This is a genomic window from Bacillus sp. EB106-02-03-XG38 (assembly GCF_058792175.1).
This window is the reverse complement of sequence record NZ_JBYTED010000001.1, coordinates 1180813-1196964: the sequence shown is the minus strand read 5'-3', so window position 1 is coordinate 1196964 and position 16152 is coordinate 1180813. Positions and strand designations below refer to the sequence as shown.

Annotated in this window: 17 protein-coding genes and 1 riboswitch; of the genes, 11 read left to right on the top strand and 6 right to left on the bottom strand. The window is 35.1% G+C overall.

Annotated features, from left to right (window positions below):
- Positions 1 to 4 precede the first annotated feature (4 nt).
- From pxpA to AC3WTI_RS06150, 6 genes are all read left to right on the top strand, one after another.
- On the top strand, positions 5 to 766 hold the full coding sequence (pxpA, locus tag AC3WTI_RS06175) for a 5-oxoprolinase subunit PxpA (protein ID WP_087955733.1): 762 nt from the start codon (positions 5 to 7) through the stop codon (positions 764 to 766).
- 20 nt (positions 767 to 786) lie between these two features.
- Complete coding sequence (locus tag AC3WTI_RS06170; protein ID WP_087955735.1) at positions 787 to 1482, top strand: DUF969 domain-containing protein; 696 nt, start codon at positions 787 to 789, stop codon at positions 1480 to 1482.
- 1 nt (position 1483) lies between these two features.
- A complete protein-coding gene (locus AC3WTI_RS06165) occupies positions 1484 to 2446 on the top strand; it encodes a DUF979 domain-containing protein (RefSeq protein WP_087955737.1) in 963 nt (320 codons plus the stop codon).
- Positions 2447 to 2461: 15 nt separating this feature from the next.
- Entirely contained in the window at positions 2462 to 3109 is a 648-nt protein-coding gene (gene pcp, locus AC3WTI_RS06160; RefSeq protein ID WP_087955739.1) for a pyroglutamyl-peptidase I, read from the top strand.
- 376 nt (positions 3110 to 3485) lie between these two features.
- Complete coding sequence (locus AC3WTI_RS06155) at positions 3486 to 4163, top strand: hypothetical protein (RefSeq protein ID WP_000744245.1); 678 nt, start codon at positions 3486 to 3488, stop codon at positions 4161 to 4163.
- 250 nt (positions 4164 to 4413) lie between these two features.
- Positions 4414 to 5148 carry an NAD-dependent protein deacylase gene (locus tag AC3WTI_RS06150; RefSeq protein ID WP_087955741.1) on the top strand — a complete coding sequence of 245 codons (735 nt, stop codon included), beginning with the start codon at positions 4414 to 4416 and terminating at the stop codon, positions 5146 to 5148.
- Positions 5149 to 5195: 47 nt separating this feature from the next.
- On the opposite strand, the gene AC3WTI_RS06145 is transcribed toward AC3WTI_RS06150, so the two are convergent.
- Positions 5196 to 5774, bottom strand: a complete 579-nt coding sequence (locus tag AC3WTI_RS06145; protein WP_097841237.1) for a hypothetical protein — start codon at positions 5772 to 5774, stop codon at positions 5196 to 5198.
- 276 nt (positions 5775 to 6050) lie between these two features.
- Here AC3WTI_RS06145 and AC3WTI_RS06140 point away from each other — a divergent pair, with 276 nt between their 5' ends.
- Together AC3WTI_RS06140 and lepB are read left to right on the top strand one after the other, a co-directional pair.
- Positions 6051 to 8204, top strand: a complete 2154-nt coding sequence (locus tag AC3WTI_RS06140; RefSeq protein ID WP_087956255.1) for a peptidoglycan D,D-transpeptidase FtsI family protein — start codon at positions 6051 to 6053, stop codon at positions 8202 to 8204.
- Positions 8205 to 8286: 82 nt separating this feature from the next.
- Positions 8287 to 8808, top strand: coding sequence for a signal peptidase I (gene lepB, locus AC3WTI_RS06135; RefSeq protein ID WP_087955745.1), 522 nt, complete (start codon positions 8287 to 8289; stop codon positions 8806 to 8808).
- Between the two features lie 186 nt (positions 8809 to 8994).
- On the opposite strand, the gene AC3WTI_RS06130 is transcribed toward lepB, so the two are convergent.
- The gene (locus AC3WTI_RS06130) at positions 8995 to 9627 is read right to left on the bottom strand and encodes a cephalosporin hydroxylase family protein (protein WP_087955747.1); all 633 of its coding nucleotides are present in this window, start codon (positions 9625 to 9627) and stop codon (positions 8995 to 8997) included.
- Positions 9628 to 9809: 182 nt separating this feature from the next.
- On the opposite strand from AC3WTI_RS06130, the gene AC3WTI_RS06125 reads away from it, so the two are divergent.
- Positions 9810 to 10334: an NUDIX hydrolase gene (locus AC3WTI_RS06125; protein ID WP_097841238.1), complete on the top strand. Its 525-nt coding sequence runs from the start codon at positions 9810 to 9812 to the stop codon at positions 10332 to 10334.
- A gap of 308 nt (positions 10335 to 10642) precedes the next feature.
- Entirely contained in the window at positions 10643 to 11500 is an 858-nt protein-coding gene (locus AC3WTI_RS06120) for a PhzF family phenazine biosynthesis protein (RefSeq protein WP_087955753.1), read from the top strand.
- A 54-nt stretch (positions 11501 to 11554) separates the two neighbouring features.
- Here the strand turns inward: AC3WTI_RS06120 and AC3WTI_RS06115 are convergent, their stop codons facing one another.
- A complete protein-coding gene (locus AC3WTI_RS06115; protein WP_097841239.1) occupies positions 11555 to 12316 on the bottom strand; it encodes a class I SAM-dependent methyltransferase in 762 nt (253 codons plus the stop codon).
- 203 nt (positions 12317 to 12519) lie between these two features.
- On the opposite strand from AC3WTI_RS06115, the gene AC3WTI_RS06110 reads away from it, so the two are divergent.
- Entirely contained in the window at positions 12520 to 13011 is a 492-nt protein-coding gene (locus AC3WTI_RS06110) for a DUF2716 domain-containing protein (protein ID WP_087955757.1), read from the top strand.
- Between the two features lie 63 nt (positions 13012 to 13074).
- Here AC3WTI_RS06110 and AC3WTI_RS06105 read toward each other — a convergent pair whose 3' ends face one another.
- The 3 genes from AC3WTI_RS06105 to AC3WTI_RS06095 all read right to left on the bottom strand — a co-directional run bounded on the left by AC3WTI_RS06105 (position 13075) and on the right by AC3WTI_RS06095 (position 15763).
- The gene (locus AC3WTI_RS06105) at positions 13075 to 13845 is read right to left on the bottom strand and encodes a DNA alkylation repair protein (RefSeq protein WP_097841240.1); all 771 of its coding nucleotides are present in this window, start codon (positions 13843 to 13845) and stop codon (positions 13075 to 13077) included.
- Positions 13846 to 13877: 32 nt separating this feature from the next.
- On the bottom strand, positions 13878 to 14183 hold the full coding sequence (locus AC3WTI_RS06100) for an iron-sulfur cluster biosynthesis family protein (protein ID WP_142286485.1): 306 nt from the start codon (positions 14181 to 14183) through the stop codon (positions 13878 to 13880).
- Between the two features lie 113 nt (positions 14184 to 14296).
- The gene (locus AC3WTI_RS06095) at positions 14297 to 15763 is read right to left on the bottom strand and encodes an amino acid permease (RefSeq protein WP_087955762.1); all 1467 of its coding nucleotides are present in this window, start codon (positions 15761 to 15763) and stop codon (positions 14297 to 14299) included.
- Positions 15764 to 15875: 112 nt separating this feature from the next.
- Positions 15876 to 16068, bottom strand: a riboswitch (Lysine riboswitch).
- Between the last annotated feature and the right edge of the window lie 84 nt (positions 16069 to 16152).

Below are 16152 nucleotides of genomic sequence, written 5' to 3'. Positions count from 1 at the left end.
CATCGTGACGACAATCGATTTAAACTGTGATTTAGGAGAAAGTTTTGGAGCTTATAAAATGGGGAATGATGATGAAATTCTTCCGTTCGTTTCCTCTATAAATGTTGCTTGTGGTTTTCATGCGGGGGATCCGACTGTAATGAGGAAAACGGTTGAAAAGGCCCTGCAGCATAACATAGCAATTGGCGCGCATCCTGGTTTTCCAGATTTAATTGGATTTGGAAGAAGAAATATGAATGTGTCAGCAAGCGAAGTATACGACTATGTATTGTATCAAATTGGCGCATTAGACGCATTTGTGAAAGCAGCTGGCGGCGAGATGCAGCATGTGAAACCGCATGGTGCTTTATATAATATGGCGGCGACTAATCCGGAAATTGCAGATGCAATTGCAAAGGCAATTTATGATAGTAATCCAAATCTATTACTTTACGGATTAGCAAACAGCGAGGCGTTTATACAGGCCGCGGAAAAATATAATATAACTCTCGTACAAGAAGCTTTTGCAGATCGGACGTATAAGCAAGATGGAACATTAACAAGTCGTACGGAAGAAAATGCACTTATAAAAAATGAAGAAGAAGCGATAAAGCAAGTGCTTCAAATGGTGAAAGAAGGGTATGTAAACGCTGTGAGCGGAGAGAAAGTAGCAGTTCACGCACAAACAATTTGTTTACATGGTGATGGAGAGAAAGCGGTGCAATTTGCGGGAAAAATATACAGAACATTCGAACTTAATAATATTTCTATTTGTGCACCGAAATAAAAAATATGGGGAGTGCTGGGATGATTAAATTAATCGGGATACTACTTGTTGCAGTTGGTTTTTTATTTAGATTAAATACACTATTAGTAGTTATGGTTGCAGGTATTGTTACAGGCATGGTTTCAGGATTAAGCTTTTATGATGTCATTAGCATGTTCGGTAAATTTTTTATAGAAAATAGATATATGTCTATGCCAATTATATTAACTTTACCGGTAATCGGAATTTTAGAGCGTTACGGTTTGAAAGAAAGAGCAGAAGCACTTATAACGAAATCAAAAGGAGCAACAACTGGAAGAGTATTAATGTCATATTTCACAATAAGAGAATCATCAGCAGCACTTGGACTGAACATTGGTGGTCATGCGCAAACAGTAAGACCGCTCGTTGCACCGATGGCAGAAGGGGCTGCGCAAGGTAAATACGGTAAGCTACCTGAAAAGTTAAGAGAAAAGATTAAAGCAAACGCAGCAGCAGCGGAAAATACAGCTTGGTTTTTCGGAGAGGATATATTTATCGCGACTGGTGCCATTTTATTAATGAAAGGATTCTTCGATTCAGTAGGTATGCATGTCGGTGTATGGGATATGGCACTTTGGGGTATTCCAACAGCAATATCGGCACTTATCGTAAGCTGGATCAGATTTAGAAGATTTGATAGATATATAGCGAAAACGATGGAAGCAAAAGAAAAAGAAGAGAAGGAGGCAATATAAAATGAACATTATCACAATGGATACAATTTATTACGTATTAGGTATAATCGTTGCTTTTATCGCTGTTCGTATTGCATTTGATCGCCAACATCCAAATCGATTTGGTTCTAGCTTATTTTGGGCGTTATTTGCAGTTACATTTTTATTCGGAAATGTAATCCCTTCGTTTTACGTTGGCTGTATCGTGCTCGCTATGGTCGTATTAGCTTCATTAAACAAAGTAACAAAATCAGAGGAGAAAGAAGTACCAGTACAAGAACGTGTGAAACATGCTGAGAAATTAAAAAATAAAATTTTTATGCCTGCACTATTAATTCCTATTTTTACAATTATCGGTACGTTAACGTTAGGGAAAATCAAATGGGGGAATGTTTCCCTTGTTGATCCAGATAAAGTAACGTTAGTTGCATTAGCACTTGGAGCATTACTTGCATTTGTTGCGGCGATGCGTATTACGAAATCGAAAATAACAACGCCTGTACAAGAAGGAAGTAGACTATTACAGGCTGTCGGCTGGGCTGTCATTTTACCACAAATGTTAGCAGCACTTGGCGGTATTTTCGCGAAATCTGGCGTTGGCCAAGTCGTTTCTGATTTAGTCGGCCAAGTATTACCGACAGAGTATCCGTTCGTTGCTGTTTTGGCGTATTGTTTAGGAATGATGCTCTTTACAGTCGTAATGGGAAATGCATTCGCAGCGTTTGCCGTAATTACTGGCGGAATTGGTTTACCTTTAATTGTGCAGATGCACGGAGGAAACCCGGCAATTATGGCAGCGCTCGGTATGTTTGCTGGATATTGCGGAACATTACTTACTCCAATGGCAGCAAACTTTAATATCGTTCCGGCGATGCTATTAGAGCTAAAAGATAAAAATGCAGTTATTAAAGCGCAAGTACCAATTGCTCTTTCAATCTTTATCATAAATATGTTTATTATGTACGGCCTTGTATATCGTTTCTAATTAGGAGGGAAAACTATGAAAACAGTATTACTAACAGGATTTGATCCGTTCGGCGGAGAAAGTATCAATCCAGCTTGGGAAGTCGCAAAAAGTTTGCACGAAAAAACAGTCGGAGAATACAAGATTATTAGTAAACAAGTACCAACTGTATTTCATAAATCAATACAAGTTTTAAAAGAATATATAGAAGAACTAAACCCTGAAATGATTATATGTATCGGACAAGCTGGGGGCAGACCAGATATTACGATAGAGCGTGTCGCAATTAATATTGATGATGCAAGAATTGCTGACAATGAAGGGAATCAGCCTATAGATGTACCAGTTGTAGAAGAAGGATCAGCTGCCTACTGGTCTACACTTCCGATGAAAGCAATTGTAAAAAGACTACAAGCAGAGGGCATACCAGCTTCCGTTTCGCAAACAGCAGGTACATTCGTTTGTAATCACTTATTCTACGGTCTCATGCATGAACTAGTGAAACGTGATAAGGAAATAAAAGGCGGATTTATTCATATTCCGTTTTTACCAGAGCAAGCTAGCAATTATCCAGGACAACCGAGTATGTCACTTTCTACTATTTGTAAAGGGATAGAACTGGCAGTAGAAGTAACGACGACAGTTGAGGTGGATATTGTGGAAGTTGGAGGCACGACGCATTAAATAGAAGAATAACTTGGGATACAATTAGAATCCATAGATGATTTTATAAAGTTTTGGAGAAATAGGGAAATGGGTGATACCCTATTCTTCGGAGTAATATTATGTGTCAAGCGTATAGAAGGTTAAATCTAATGTTAATATTTTGTTATTCGATAAGGATGTAATAGAAATACAAAAGCAACTTCAAGATGATAAAGTAGCTAAATAGCAGGTTTAAAAAATGTTCACAAAATAATATAATAACTAGTAATAAAGGAAAAGAAATCTTAAAATTGGATTTCTTTTTAATTTGATGAAACTATTTACATTGTATAATATTCCATGGTAAAGTTTTCAAGGGAAAAATAAGTATTAGTAACATCATGGAGGGTACATTATGAAAAAACAAATTTCAGTTTTATTAGGCAGCATCATGCTGACAGGAAGCATTCTTACAGGTTGCGGAAATGAAAAAACATCCACAGAGAATAAAGAAAAAGCAACTTCTGCAGAGCAAAAAGATGTTTCTAACAAGTCCGAAAAAGAGGAAAAAGGTACTGTAAACCTATCTAAAGTAGGGCAGAAAGCTAAAGCAGATGGTAATGAAGCTGAATTAATGAAAATTAAAGAAGTTAACCAAACTGTAGATATCGCACCTATTAAATATACTGTAAAAGATATGAAGATTATTAAGCTTAATAAAGTTAATAAGTCTATGACAGAATTTTTACTTCAATATACAGGTGGGAATAAATTACCTGATGATCTAAATTACATACAAATTCAATATAGTGTAGAAAACACTAGTGATCAAAATGTAGATTTCTATGGTCTTCAAAAAGTTGTTCTGAACAATGGCGAACAGCTGGATGCAATTGGAAATGATTTTATTTGGGAAAGCGAAGATAGTGATAGTAAATTTTATGGTAAAGTAAAAAAAGAGGGAAGTGTAGGTCTTATTATTAAAGGGAAGCCTGAGGAGATTACATCAGCTAAGTTAATCTTTAGTAATACGGTTAATCCTGATGGGTATGAGACTATTACGGAAGAACAACAAGCAGAATTCCAATTTTAAAAGAGAGGCATACGCTTCTCTTTTATATTTTACAGATAATATTAACTTACTAATTAACTAGTTAGAATAAGAAAGGTGTTTACACTGTTAATTAGCAAATAGGGGTAAGTATCATATATTTCTACTGAATTTAAATTATGAAGTGAAAAAGTTAATACATGTTTGCATGCGTTATTGTTATACTATAAATCAAATCATACAACACCTCCTGTAAACAACTGGTATAATAAGTATAGCAATATACATAGAGGTGATTTTTGTGCAATTTGAAGAAGTACGTTCAATTTTAGAAAAAGAGAAGAAAATTACAGTGTTAACAGGCGCAGGTGCAAGCACGGAAAGTGGTATTCCAGACTTTCGTTCAGCAAATGGATTGTATGCTGATGCGAATGTGGAGATGTATTTATCAAGAGGATATTATAATAGAAGTCCGAAAGAATTTTGGAAGCATTATAAAGAAATCTTCCAAATTAATACGTTTCATCAATATAAACCAAATCGCGGCCATCGCTTTTTAGCTGAATTAGAAGAACAAGGGAAAGATATTACGATTTTAACGCAAAATATTGACGGTTTACATCAATTAGGCGGTAGTAAGCATGTCATTGATTTACATGGAACACTTCAAACAGCACATTGTCCGAAGTGTAAAGCGGGATATGATTTGCAGTATATGATTGATCATGAAGTGCCTCGCTGTCAGAAGTGTAATTTCATTTTAAATCCAGACGTTGTTTTATACGGGGATACATTGCCGCAATATCAAAATGCGATAACACGTTTATATGAAACAGATGTGCTTATTGTTATGGGAACTTCATTAAAAGTACAACCTGTCGCTTCATTCCCGCAAATCGCAAAGAGGGAGATAGGGGCAACGACCATTTTAGTAAATGAAGAGTTAACAGGCCAAGAATATAACTTTGATTTTGTTTTTCAAAATAAGATTGGTGAGTTTGTTGAAGGGATATCTTCAATGAAATAAGTTATCGGAAAAACTGAGGTATTCACCTCAGTTTTTTATTTGAGTAATCACAGTTTAAAGCATTTCGATAATGTAGTAACCACATCTCTATAACCAATAAAAAAGGTTTTAGTTGGCAAAATAACCGAATAGGAAGAAATGTTTTCTTTAGCGAATATACAGTCGTCATAAAGTAAACTAATATGTAGCTGTTGTAAAGGTTCTATTTCGTTTTGCTTTACGTATAAAACTAAGTCATTATAAAGTTGCTCAGTATATTCACTTACAGAACGTTCTAATGAAAGCTGACCTACTATGCTAGTCCACCATACTTTAAAACTACATACTAATTCTTTAAAAGAGTCCTCATTACATAATTGAGTGTCAAAAAGCTTCTTATAAAAGATATGGATTTCCTCATGAAAAATGTGTAAATCATATTTGTCGTCAGTAATTTGCTTGCGAAGTGTATGCCATAATTCTTTGAAATTCGCTTCAAAGTTAGTAGAGAAATTTAATTGTCTTGCTATGTAAGGAAACCTCAAATTTTCTTTATTCTCTTTTTGGTTGAGATAAATATTTTGAATATAAATCATAAAGTTTAAACAATATGACGTATTAGTATGTATTGTAAACGAATCTATCATTTCATTTTCTCCTTAGTAGTGTCTTTTATTGTTAGTATACAAAGAAATGTAAATGAATGGTATGAAAAAATTGTATACACTATTTCTTTTAGAATAACATTCATGTTATTCCTTAATAAGGGAATGGTAATAAATAGGATATAAAATTAAAAAACTGAAAATTAAATCTTTTATTTCTTTTGTAATTAATATAAAATTCTATATATATCATATAAATAAATTTGATACATAATGGTTCTATGTAGAGATGTTAATAGAATGAAGCGAGGGAGCGAAATGAGACAGAAAAAGGAGCAGAAGAAACAATCGAAAAAGAAAAAGACCCATATTCCTTTTCGGTTAAATGTACTATTTTTTATCGTCTTTCTTTTATTTTCAGCTATTATAATTCAATTAGGTAAAGTACAAATCATTGATGGAGAAACGTATAGAAATGAAGTGAACAAAAAGGAAGATGTAACGGTAAGCACGCCTGTTCCTAGAGGGAAAATGTTTGATCGGCAGGGTCAAGTGATTGTAAATAACAAACCGCTACGAACCGTTACATATACGAAAATGAAAGGAGTAGATTCGAAAGAAGTTTTACAAGTAGCAAGACAGTTAGCGCAGCTAATAGAAATGTCACCAGAAGATATAGATAAGTTAACAGAAACAGATAAAAAGGATTTTTGGATGCAGTTAAATGAAAAGCGTGCTGCAGCAAAAGTGACAAAAGAAGATGAGAATACATTTAGGAAGCAAGAGATGGAAGGGAAAGAATTAGATAAAAAAGTAGAAGAGTTACGTAGGGAAAGAATTACGCAAGAAGAATTAAGCGAACTTTCAAAAGAGGATTTAGAAGTATTAGCAATTAAAAGTAGGATGAATGCGGGATATAAAATGACGCCGCAAATCGTTAAAAAAGATGTAAGTCAAAATGAATACGCAGTCGTAAGTGAAAGATTGGCAAGTTTACCAGGAGTAGATACGACAGTAGACTGGGAACGTGAATACCCAAATGATAAAATACTTCGCTCGATCCTTGGTAGCGTTTCTACTGAAAATGAGGGCTTGCCAAGAGAGCAATTAGATTATTATTTAGTACGTGATTATAACCGAAATGATCGTATTGGTAAGAGTTACATTGAAAAACAGTATGAGGATGCATTACATGGAACGAAAGAACAGTCGAAAAATATTACGGATAAAGCAGGAAATATTATTCGAACTGAAAAAGTGACAGAAGGAAAAAGTGGTAACAACTTAATGTTAACAGTGGATATGGAGTTACAGAAAAAAGTAGAGGAAAGTCTTGAAAAGAATTTACGAGCATTTCATTCTGCGGAGCCGATGATGGATCGCGCGTTCGTTGTAATGATGAACCCGAAAAACGGACAAATTTTATCAATGGCTGGAAAGAAAATTGTAAATAAAGATGGCGGGATGCAAATAGAAGACTTTGCTTTAGGAACGATGACAAGTTCTTATGAGTTAGGATCAACTGTGAAAGGGGCTACGTTATTAGCCGGATATCAAACTGAAACAATTAAGCCGTATACGCATTTCTTCGATGCACCAATGTATTTTAAAGGAAGTACAAAGCCAAAGAAATCGTGGAAAGACTTTGGAGATATTGATGATTTAAGAGCTTTACAAGTTTCATCAAACGTCTATATGTTTAATACAGCGTTAAAAATGGCAGGTATAAATTATGTGCCAAACAATCCGCTAGATATTAAAAAAGAGACATTTAATAAAATGCGCTACTACTTTAGACAGTTTGGCTTAGGTGTACCGACTGGAATTGACTTGCCGAATGAATCGATTGGTCAAATGGGTAGAACAGATACCATACCTGGTTTTTTACTTGATTACGTGATTGGACAGTATGATACATATACGCCACTTCAACTTGCTCAATATATGTCAACAATTGCAAACGGTGGTTACCGAATGAAACCACAAATTGTACAAGAAGTGAGAGAGCAACCACATAGACCAGAGGATGTTGGAAAAGTTGTTCGGTCTATTGAACCAGTTATTTTAAATCGAGTGGATATGGACACTTCATACATAAATCATGTAAAAGAAGGGTTTAGAAGAGTTTTTCAAGAAACTGACGGGACGGGTACTGCAACGTTTAAGGGATTACCGTATAAACCAGCTGGAAAAACAGGAACAGCTGAAACCGTATATGGCGGAGAAAGTGATATTGGAAGAGATGAAAACAATAACCGAAAAAAATGTTATAATTTAACTCTTGCCGGTTATGCACCATATGATGCTGATCCGGAAGTTGCTTTTTCAGTTGTTGTACCTTGGGTGAATGATGACAAATCAGGAATTAATTCTGCGATTGGTAAAGAGATTTTGGATGCGTATTTTGAGTTAAAAGCGAAAAGAGCAGGTGGAAATCCAGTCCCAGTAGAACAACCGAACAAGGCCCAGTAAAAATAGTATCACTGCATAGAAACACATTGTGCAGTGATATATTTTTTGAGTGAAAAAGTGTTTAAATAAGGTGGGAATGGATATGAAAGAGGAGATTAAAAGAGGCTGGGGGAAATACATACTCTTTGTTTTTGTTTTGGTAGTAGCCTATCATTCTTTTACTTTATGTAAAGTGGAAGGGAAATCGATGCAACCGACTTTATATGAAGAAGACTACGTATTTGTAAATAAAGCAACAGTACATTTTTCTAATTTAGAGCACGGAGAAATTGTCATTATAAAGGAAGAGGATGAGTCGAAATATTATGTGAAACGAGTAATAGGGCTTCCTGGTGACGTAATTAACATAACGAATGGATCAGTGTATGTGAATGATAAAAAGCAAGAAGAACCGTATACAAATAAAGATTTATTCAATAATACGCAAGTGTTTTATAACTTTCAAAAGACAAAAATCCCGCCAAATAAGTTATTTGTAATGGGAGATAATCGTGAGCTTAGTAGAGATAGTCGAAACGGCTTAGGATATATTGAAGAAGATAATATAATAGGCAAAGTAGAATTTGTCTATTATCCATTTTCAAAAATGAAGATCATAGAATAAGTGGGGTTATACAAAATCCCACTTATTAAAGTTTCACTTTACCCGGCTATTTGCCGGGCAGTAAGCCCCCCACCTCAAAGTTCAGCTGTGCAAAGGAGTTAGGTGGGAGATCAACTGCCCGTAAAAGCCCGATTGGTTCAACTAATAATAAGCGGGGGATGAACAAAACCCCCACTTATTAAAGTTTCACTTTATCTTCTTTAAAAAACCTTTTGGATTAAATGAAATGAAAAACTTATGTTTGGATTCATCGATTATGAAATTGTTATTTTTAGCTAAAAACTCTTCAACAGCTTCCATCGGGCCAGGGCCCCAATCGGGAGAAACAGGATTTCCATTAATAGATGTATCCTCTACAATAATATAACTACCAGTAGTAACGATAGATTTATAAAGTAAAAGTTCTTTTGCGACATGTTCTTTACTATGATCTGAATCTAAAATAACTAAAATCACATCATCAGGTTTGCGCATACTTAAAATGGTTTGGACGGCCTGTACAGAAACAGAAGAAGCTGTTACATACGTAATTCGGTCATGGTTTGGACGATTTGGTTGAGGGAATATATCGATAGTAAGAACGTGACCTTTACCAATTTGTTCTAATATAGAAGCTAAATACAATGCACTACCACCATAACAAGTACCACATTCAATAATTAAATCGGGTTTTAATTCGTAAACAATTTCTTGATACAAAAAAAGATCTGTGGGAAGTTTGAGAATGGGGACACCAAGCCAATGTGTATCATATAACCAAACTCGACTATCGTAATATTGTTTTAAAAATTCGCTACTTATGTTATCGATTTTGAACACTCCTTTCTGAAACGAAAGTTGTACAATATAATATGTGAAATATCATTATAAGGAGAATGTTTTTTAATAAAAATGAGCAAAAAACCTCATTAAAAACCAATTGTTTGTATAATAAAAAACTTAATTCAGCAAGTTTTAATCAAAATGCAGTTTAAATATGTAGATGAGGGGAAAAGGAACGTATGTATAAGTACACAATTTGCTTCATTAGAAGAGGGAGTGAAATACTCTTATTGAATAGAAATAAAAAACCAAACATGGGAATGTGGAATGGTGTCGGAGGAAAAATAGAAAAGGATGAAACACCATACGATGGAATCATTAGAGAAACACTAGAGGAAACGGGAATAGAGCTTCCAAGTGTAACGTATAAGGGGAATGTTATTTTTAAAGATAAAGACGAGTCTTGGCATAGTGAGGGAATGTATGTATTCCTAGCTGATTTACCAGACGGAGTGAATAAAGACACCCCATTAAGTACGGCGGAAGGTTTATTACAATGGAAAGAAATTGATTGGATATTGAATCATGATAATAGAGGTGTAGTTAGCAATTTACAAAAATACTTACCGATCATATTAAAAGAAGAAACTAAGCTGGAGCATATATTCACATATGATAACCGGAATATTATTAAATATACAACTGCATGTTTGACGGAAGATGATGCGAACAAGCGGTATGAAAAACAACTTGTTTCTCAATAGAAAAAGTATGAAAATAATCACTCTTATACTCTAGTAGATCATATTTTTATAGGGCAATCAGCGTTTTTATGTTGATTGCTTTCATTATACATGCGAGGTGATAAATATATTTTATTAGGATACATTGCCATATGTACGATGTTCCTTTTTGTAGCTTGTTCGAAAAGTGATAAAAAACTGCAAGACATTCAAAAAGCAGATTATCTTGTTTCCTATTTAAACGTAATGAAAGATGGTGGTTACATATATGTGTATGAGTAGTACTATCTATGCTACAATTTACTATAAGTGAGGAAGGAAGGTGTCTTATGAAAATATCTGTTTATGTTGCAAGTGCATTTAGCAAGGATCATAAAGGCGGAAATAAAGCAGGAGTGGTATTTATGGAGAATACATTGACCACTACTCAAAAAATGGCAATAGCCAAAGAACTGGGCTATGCGGAAACCGCATTTATATCAGAATCTGAAATTGCCGATTATAAATTTGAGTATTTCACACCAAAAGAAGAAGTTGATTTATGTGGTCATGCGACAATTGGCTCTTTCGCGATACTGGTGCATTTAAATAAACTTTTCAGGAATCGCTATACGATTGAAACGAACAGTGGTGTTCTTACTATTACCATAAAAGATGACATAATATCCATGGAACAAAATGAACCAATATTCTATGATGTTATATCTCCAAATGAGTTTATCGACTGCTTTGACATTAAAGCTATAGACAATACATACCCAATTCAAATTGTCTCCACGGGCTTAAAAGATATTTTAATTCCTATAAAAAGCGAAGCACAATTACATACAATGCAACCTAATTTTGAAAAAATTAAAGAAATCAGCAAGTATTATAATGTTGTCGGGATGCATCTATATACTATTAATGATAATCGAATAATATGCAGAAACTTTGCACCACTATATGACATCAATGAAGAAGCAGCGACTGGAACTTCAAACGGTGCATTAGCTTGCTATCTTTATGAACAGCACAACTTACAAAAAGAAGTCTATGTATTTGAACAAGGTTATTCTTTACAATCGCCTTCCGAAATATTAGTTAAATTAGCAACCGATAGCAACAATAAAGTAGAAAAAGTTTATGTTGGCGGCAAAGGCTATTACTGTGAAACGAAGTATTTAAATATAACAAATATTTACTAAATGTAAAAAAGAGATGGTAGATCCATCTCTTTTTCATTTTTATATGCTCCATGATTAACTGCGAATTGCTTTAATCAGAAAACGATGTTGCTTCACATCAAAATATCCTTTTTGCAAGATGATCTCATGTATACGATATAATTCCTCATAATACCTTTCAACAGTAAAATTAGGAACTTGCCACGGAATCGCTTTTAAATAATAGACGATCGCACCAATGTCGTAAAAGCGTTGAAAAGGGAACTCTTCTTTTTCTTCTAAAATAGTAAATCCATTTTCCCTTAACTTACAACATGCCGCTTCAAGCGACCAACTTGCAAATTCGTTATTTAGAGGTGAGTTAAACTGCTCACTAAGTTCCGCACAATCGAGGCCACCAACTTGTTGTGTAAGGAAAATCCCATTTGGAGAAAGCATTCTGTTTACCTCAGAGGCAGCATATGATTCATGTTGATTTATGATTAAATCAAACTGACCATCTTGAAATGGTAAAGCAGTATCATCCGTTACCTCTATAACTGTAACCGCTAAAGGTTTTAATTTCTTTCGAGCAATTGGCACGTTTGGAGGGTAGCCCTCAGTAGCATAAATAGTTGACGGGAACGGTTGCAACATTGATAAAAACTCTCCGCCGCCAGTACCCATATCGAGCATTGACTGTGCACACTGTATAAGCTGAAAAGCAGTGCTGCCGTACGACCAAGATAAAGGCTCGCTCTTCATTCGACCCGTTTCTGAAATGAAAGAGAAATCCCAACCGCTAAAATTTGTATTAGCACTTTCTAATAGTGATGAAAATAATAGATCACGTTTCATAATTGTATCCTCCTATTTTGTAAGTACATGATATGATGAGAAAAGAAAAAGGGAGGACCTCTTATTAAAGGTAAAGGGGAATGGTTTTACGTTTCGTGTTCAAATAGATTCATAAACATTCGCTCCTTGTGAGAATGTTTATTTATATATTCGGGATAGTTGAGTGGAATTCCTTTGAAGTTATTAGGGAAGGTAGTTGCGTAATGAAAAACTGGATAGAGTTTACGGACAAAGAGGATGAACAAATTTGGGACAAGATATATAGTGAACTTAAGTTTTCACCAAGTGTTTCTATGTTCCCATCATTTAAGGTGCCAAGTCCTTTTGTTACATATGATATTTCTCATTATTTTGGAGAGTCGATAGATTTAAATGTATATAGCGATCTGGAAGATAAGGCGTTACAAGCTTTTAAAGAAAATACGTCATCGAATGAATATATTATGGCACTGGATTGGCAACATGAGTGTTATTGGACGAATCCACATGTAGAGTTTGAAAGAAATGAATTTGATGAGTGGATGATCCCCGTATTTCCGAATGGAGATTACTACTTCTTTATTCAGAAAGACTTTAAGTGGGGCTATTTAGGCCACCCTTGGGAGGAGAGTATAAAGATATTTGGAAAAGAACTTATAGAAAGCTTTGAACGAAAAAAGCCGGAAATGTTTCAAAATATTTTAAGGCAAGAGTAATGTTTGAAAAAGAAAACCACTTATACTTCATTCTTGAAGCATAAGCGGTTTCGTTTAAAATACTTAAAAAGAAAAATCCCTTGGCAAAGTACCACTTTTTATCACTGTTCTTAACCCATGTTTTATAATCCAAGGGTTAACAGGGTGCTGTTTATCACGCAAATGCTGCAACCATTGAAAAACGAGTTCTTTATCTTCTTTCGTAATATCGTTCATATGATTGGCTACTGATTTTTGGACATATTTAGAAGAATCATTCATTAATGGTTCAAGAAGCTGTAAATTGTTCTTAAAGTCACCTTTTAGAGCTCCCATTTTTTTAGCCCAAGGAAGTCTTGGCCTTGTGCCTTCGGAAACTAATCTCCTAATGTGGCTATTTTCGTCATGAATCCACTGATGTAATATGTGTAATGTGTCTTCATGGTATGTTTCAAGAAAAGGCCGAATGGCATATTCAGCAGTATTCCTTTTTGTTATTTCATACATGGCGTTACATGAGGATTCAAAATCGTTAAGCCCATATTTTTCAACGTATTTTGCAATAGGCATATACATATATCCGTTTGTAAATGTACCTATTTCTGTTGTGTTTTCTGGTCCTAATGTTTTCAGCAAAATATGTATTGCTTCATTAAAATCTTTTTGTAATGCAGTATGTAATTCATCTGCAATTACTTCAATACGCTGTTTTAACTCTAAATTTTCAACTTTACATGTTACGGAAGATACGAAGTTTCTTTTAGAGAAAGTAGGATCGTGTTTATATATAGAATCAGCCATTTTTTCTGCTAATTCCTCGTTAAATAAAAATTTTAACGGAACATATTTACCCATGTTTTCACCTCAATGATCAGCTAAAACAATTTTTATTTTTTAATCGACAATCCATAAACCAAAGTCTCGCTCGGAGTCGTAATACTAAAACCAGTCGTCTTATAATCAAGTTTCACCGTATCGCCAGTGTAGTCTTTCGTAAATGAATCCATTTGTACGATAAAACCAGCATCTTCATATACAACGTCATCTGCATTATATGTATCCCAAATTAAATCTACATCAACGAAAATACTACAAGAGTTTGTCATTGTCCCTCTAACGCGAATGATCTTTTTGTCTTCACGTTCTAATCTATGTATAGCTGCTTTTGCTTCATCAGTAATGCGAATGTTCATCGTATCCCAACCTTTATTTATATTTCCTTTATTATTGCAAAAACAGGAGCAATAGGGAAGGGAGAAGCATCGGAATAAAAAACGAGCAAACAAATTTGTTTGCTCGTTTCACTTTATTTTAGTTCACATTTATCAAGTGGAATCACTTTCGTTTTCTTCGTGAATTTATAACCTAACCATAGTACTAAGAAGAGTGGTAAACCGATGTAAGAAACGAGTACACCGTTCCAATCGATAGATTCTCCCATAAATGCGCCGTAGTTTTGTCCTAAAATAACGATGACACAAAGTGCAAATGCGAAGATTGGACCGAATGGGAACCATTTTGCTCTATATGGTAAGTCTTTTAAATCTTTTCCTTGTGCGATATATGCTTTACGGAAACGGTAATGACTAATTGCGATTCCGACCCATGCGATAAAGCCAGACATTCCAGATGCGTTTAATAACCAAATGTATACAACACCGTCGCCGAATAAAGAAGCAATGAAAGCGATACTACCGACAATCGATGTTACGATTAATGCGTTAACAGGTACACCGCGGCTATCTAATTTGCCTAAGAATTTTGGTGCTTTTCCTTGGCGAGCTAAATCCCAAAGCATACGAGTTGATGCATACATACCAGAGTTACCAGCAGATAGTACTGCCGTTAAAATAACAGCGTTCATAACAGAAGCAGCAAAAGCAACGCCCGCTTTTTCAAAAATAAGTGTAAATGGACTTACTGTTACATCGCTTGCAGCAAGGCTTTCAGTCGTATAAGGAATTAATAAACCGATAACGAGAATCGCAAGGATATAGAATAAAAGAATACGCCAAAAGATAGAACGAATTGCTTTCGGAATATTACGTTCTGGATCAGACGTTTCACCAGCAGCTACTCCTAATAATTCAGTACCTTGGAAGGAGAAACCAGCTGCCATAAATACACCGATAATTGCCATGATGCCGCCGTTAAATGGTGCATCTGCAACAGTGAAGTTTTTGAAGCCAACAGTTTCGCCACCCATAATTCCAAAAATCATCATAAAGCCGACAATTAAAAAGATAATAATAGTAACTACTTTAATAAGTGCGAACCAATATTCAGATTCACCAAACCCTTTAACAGATAAATAGTTTAAAAGGAAAATAATAGCTAAACATAATCCGCTCCAAATAAGAGAAGGGGTATCTGGGAACCAAAATTTCATAATTAATGTTACAGCTGCGAGTTCTGCAGCAATTGTAATGGCCCAGTTATACCAATAGTTCCAGCCAAGTGCAAAGCCAAGGGATGGATCAACAAATTTTGTTGCGTATGTGCTAAAAGATCCGGTAACAGGCATGTAAGCTGCGAGTTCAGCTAAGCTTGTCATTAAAAAGTAAACCATAATTCCAATTGCGGCGTATGCAACTAATGCACCACCAGGTCCAGCTGAATGGATGACACCACCGCTGGCAAGAAATAGTCCGGTACCAATTGTACCACCGAGTGAAATCATCGTAAGGTGTCTTGATTTTAAACTACGTTTTAATTCACCTTTTCCTTTTGTAGTTTGCGTTTCAGAGGTAGTTTGATTCGTTGCGCTATTCATGTTCAACACTCCTTTTCTTGTAAGATAGGAAGGAACGGGGGAGAAAAATACAAAAAACCGCCAAAGGAATTTGGCGGAACGTTTCACAAATAACCACCCCATCATACCCTTCCGTTAAGATAGCACCCCACGTTTACACGGTAATTTTGTAAACGTGACAGTTCTGTTCCTTTCGGAGACAGCCCCAGCTCATATTTCCAGAGAAGAAATATAAACTTCGGCAACTTTTCCTTTCAAACGGAGTCGATGACATTCTCTGTGTCTTGTCCGTTTTACTCTTAAAAGTCGCAACCTCTACCTCATCGGATTGATGAGGATTTGATATATTGCTAAGATTTTTAATATATGGCAATTGTAATGACTTTCTGAATATATTGCAAGATATTTTG

Bases quoted from the DNA above. Each gene is read 5' to 3' on its own strand.
- AC3WTI_RS06170 (WP_087955735.1), top strand. From the start codon at position 787: ATGATTAAATTAATCGGGATACTACTTGTTGCAGTTGGTTTTTTATTT.
- AC3WTI_RS06165 (WP_087955737.1), top strand. From the start codon at position 1,484: ATGAACATTATCACAATGGATACAATTTATTACGTATTAGGTATAATC.
- pcp (WP_087955739.1), top strand. From the start codon at position 2,462: ATGAAAACAGTATTACTAACAGGATTTGATCCGTTCGGCGGAGAAAGT.
- AC3WTI_RS06155 (WP_000744245.1), top strand. From the start codon at position 3,486: ATGAAAAAACAAATTTCAGTTTTATTAGGCAGCATCATGCTGACAGGA.
- AC3WTI_RS06145 (WP_097841237.1), bottom strand. From the start codon at position 5,774: ATGATAGATTCGTTTACAATACATACTAATACGTCATATTGTTTAAAC.
- AC3WTI_RS06140 (WP_087956255.1), top strand. From the start codon at position 6,051: ATGAGACAGAAAAAGGAGCAGAAGAAACAATCGAAAAAGAAAAAGACC.
- lepB (WP_087955745.1), top strand. From the start codon at position 8,287: ATGAAAGAGGAGATTAAAAGAGGCTGGGGGAAATACATACTCTTTGTT.
- AC3WTI_RS06125 (WP_097841238.1), top strand. From the start codon at position 9,810: ATGTATAAGTACACAATTTGCTTCATTAGAAGAGGGAGTGAAATACTC.
- AC3WTI_RS06120 (WP_087955753.1), top strand. From the start codon at position 10,643: ATGAAAATATCTGTTTATGTTGCAAGTGCATTTAGCAAGGATCATAAA.
- AC3WTI_RS06115 (WP_097841239.1), bottom strand. From the start codon at position 12,316: ATGAAACGTGATCTATTATTTTCATCACTATTAGAAAGTGCTAATACA.
- AC3WTI_RS06110 (WP_087955757.1), top strand. From the start codon at position 12,520: ATGAAAAACTGGATAGAGTTTACGGACAAAGAGGATGAACAAATTTGG.
- AC3WTI_RS06105 (WP_097841240.1), bottom strand. From the start codon at position 13,845: ATGGGTAAATATGTTCCGTTAAAATTTTTATTTAACGAGGAATTAGCA.
- AC3WTI_RS06100 (WP_142286485.1), bottom strand. From the start codon at position 14,183: ATGAACATTCGCATTACTGATGAAGCAAAAGCAGCTATACATAGATTA.
- AC3WTI_RS06095 (WP_087955762.1), bottom strand. From the start codon at position 15,763: ATGAATAGCGCAACGAATCAAACTACCTCTGAAACGCAAACTACAAAA.